Origin of the sequence: Mesorhizobium sp. M2A.F.Ca.ET.067.02.1.1 (assembly GCF_004023285.1) — a bacterium.
Lineage (GTDB): Bacteria > Pseudomonadota > Alphaproteobacteria > Rhizobiales > Rhizobiaceae > Mesorhizobium.
In genome coordinates, this window is record NZ_RZSB01001010.1 from 1 (window position 1) to 1,758 (window position 1,758).

4 protein-coding genes are annotated in these 1,758 nt (G+C 63.4%); 2 read left to right on the forward strand and 2 right to left on the reverse strand.

Translation table 11 applies throughout. The features are described 5' to 3' along the window. Both EOA28_RS34790 and EOA28_RS34795 read right to left on the reverse strand, forming a co-directional pair. The coding region (locus tag EOA28_RS34790; RefSeq protein WP_148671066.1) for a hypothetical protein at nt 1-285 on the reverse strand (285 nt) is incomplete at its 3' end. A gap of 116 nt (nt 286-401) precedes the next feature. Continuing rightward, the gene (locus EOA28_RS34795; protein ID WP_128315800.1) at nt 402-821 is read right to left on the reverse strand and encodes a helix-turn-helix transcriptional regulator; all 420 of its coding nucleotides are present in this window, start codon (nt 819-821) and stop codon (nt 402-404) included. On the opposite strand from EOA28_RS34795, the gene EOA28_RS34800 reads away from it, so the two are divergent. Beyond that, the gene (locus tag EOA28_RS34800; RefSeq protein ID WP_128315801.1) at nt 820-1,059 is read left to right on the forward strand and encodes a YdaS family helix-turn-helix protein; all 240 of its coding nucleotides are present in this window, start codon (nt 820-822) and stop codon (nt 1,057-1,059) included. The genes EOA28_RS34795 and EOA28_RS34800 overlap by 2 nt on opposite strands. Next, nucleotides 1,056-1,718 (forward strand): hypothetical protein, encoded by a 663-nt coding sequence (locus EOA28_RS34805; protein ID WP_128315802.1) that lies wholly within the window; start codon nt 1,056-1,058, stop codon nt 1,716-1,718. The genes EOA28_RS34800 and EOA28_RS34805 overlap by 4 nt, the downstream gene beginning before the upstream one ends. Nucleotides 1,719-1,758: the final 40 nt, after the last annotated feature.

The following is a 1,758-nucleotide window of genomic DNA, read 5'->3' on the forward strand; positions in this document are numbered from 1 at the left end:
ACTGTCGGCGAGAGCGTCCGCGCCATCGTCGGGGCGTAGCGTCTGCCGGTATAGCATCAAGGCCGCCGCAGCCTGGATTTCGGCGTGTATCGCTGCAAGGTTTTCGTGGTCGATCAAAAGCGGGAAACTGCCGGTGCTGGTATGCAGGGTCAGAACGGCCTCGCTGCCGTCCGGATGGACTGCTGCCGCAAGTGCGAGCAGCCTTTCATCTTCCTTGATGCCTGCCTCGGCAAGCAACTTCGTCTGCGAAACCGCGACGGCATTACCGCGATGATCCTCACCCATATCCGCTCCCCCGGGATACTCACGTAAGCTTTCAGAAGAAAGCATGACGTGAACAAAACGCAAATCACGTTATGGGGGTTGTGGATAACTTCGCTCGGCGACTGGTTAAGAGATCGTCAATGCCGCGACGAAGTCTTCTCTTCGTCGTCGATCAACAGATTGATCTGACGGTGCAGGCGCTCGACGGCGTCGGCGTCCTTGAGCCGGCGCAGCCGCTTGTCGATCGATGCAAGCGGAATTTTTTGGCCGGTGCCCGACAATAGCCAGTCATGGTCTATGCCGAACGCTCTTGCAATCGCGCTCGACCAGTTCGACTTCTTGGATGACCGGTCCTCGATCTTGGCGATGGTGACATCGGGACAAGCCACGCCGGCGGCTTTGCTGACACGTTGGGCAAGCTCATGCCGGCTCCAGCCGCGCGCCTCCCGCTCCTGCCTCACTCGATCACCGAAACTGCTCATCGCTACGTTTGTATGTGAAATGCCGAATACATTGGTATTGACATTCCCTCGTACATTTGTATCACTGCGCGCCATGACGGTTCAAGACGACATCAAGCAGGAGAGACGCGCGGCGTTGCAGGCGGCCATCGATGCCGCCGGCGGCGTGGCGCCGCTTGCGTCGTTGATCGGCAAGACACCGGCGCATGTCTCGACTTGGAAGCAGCGCGGCATGATCCCGGCCGAGATGGCGATCCCGATAGAGCGCGCCACCGGCGTGTCGCGCCATCTGTTGCGGCCCGACCTATACCCGATCGAGGAGGCCGCCGAATGACGCAGCTCTTCGCCTCCGCCGATTTCTCCGAGCGGCTCGTGCCGCGCTCCTCCGTCTCTTTCGCGCCGGCTGCGTCTGATGCGCAGCAGCTGGAACAGCTTGCGAAAACCGCGCCCTCCTACCCCAAGGGCGCGGTCGATGCCGCGCCGCCGGAGCCACCCTCCCCCGGCGGCGCGGCTTTCCTGCATTTCACCGAATCCTCCTTCGCCGAGGCTTCGGAGGACAGGTCCGGCCGCCAGGTTGCCACCGCGCCGGAACAGGCTGCGCCGGCGGCGACGGGGGCTACTGTCATCGCCGGCGCGGTCGCTCATCCCATGACTGGTGTCGCTACACCTGCCACGGGCCAGACCGCGCCGGCCGACCTCAGCGGGGCCGGCGCGGTCGTCCTTTCCAATGCCTCGCGCTTCATCCTGCGCCTGATCGCCGCCCATGACGGGCGTGACGAGGCCGACGTGCTGGCCAAGCTGATCGTTGCCGAGGGCAAGCGAATAGGCCTTTCGCCGCTGCTGGCGGCCGGCGCCGAGGACATCGGCGATGATCTCGGCGATCTGCCGGATTTCGCCCGGCGGGCACAGAACCGATTCCGTGCTCACGCGCTCGAAGCGGACGGGCACAAGCATCTCAGGGGCCAAGTTTTTGGCAAGAGGATGCGGCGATGAGCTTCTTTCACTGGGCATGCGGACCTCCGTGATCTGATGT

What these genes read in the sequence shown, in the direction of transcription:
- EOA28_RS34800 (WP_128315801.1), top strand. Translation starts at nt 820, where the DNA reads ATGACGGTTCAAGACGACATCAAGCAGGAGAGACGCGCGGCGTTGCAG.
- EOA28_RS34795 (WP_128315800.1), bottom strand. Translation starts at nt 821, where the DNA reads ATGGCGCGCAGTGATACAAATGTACGAGGGAATGTCAATACCAATGTA.
- EOA28_RS34805 (WP_128315802.1), top strand. Translation starts at nt 1,056, where the DNA reads ATGACGCAGCTCTTCGCCTCCGCCGATTTCTCCGAGCGGCTCGTGCCG.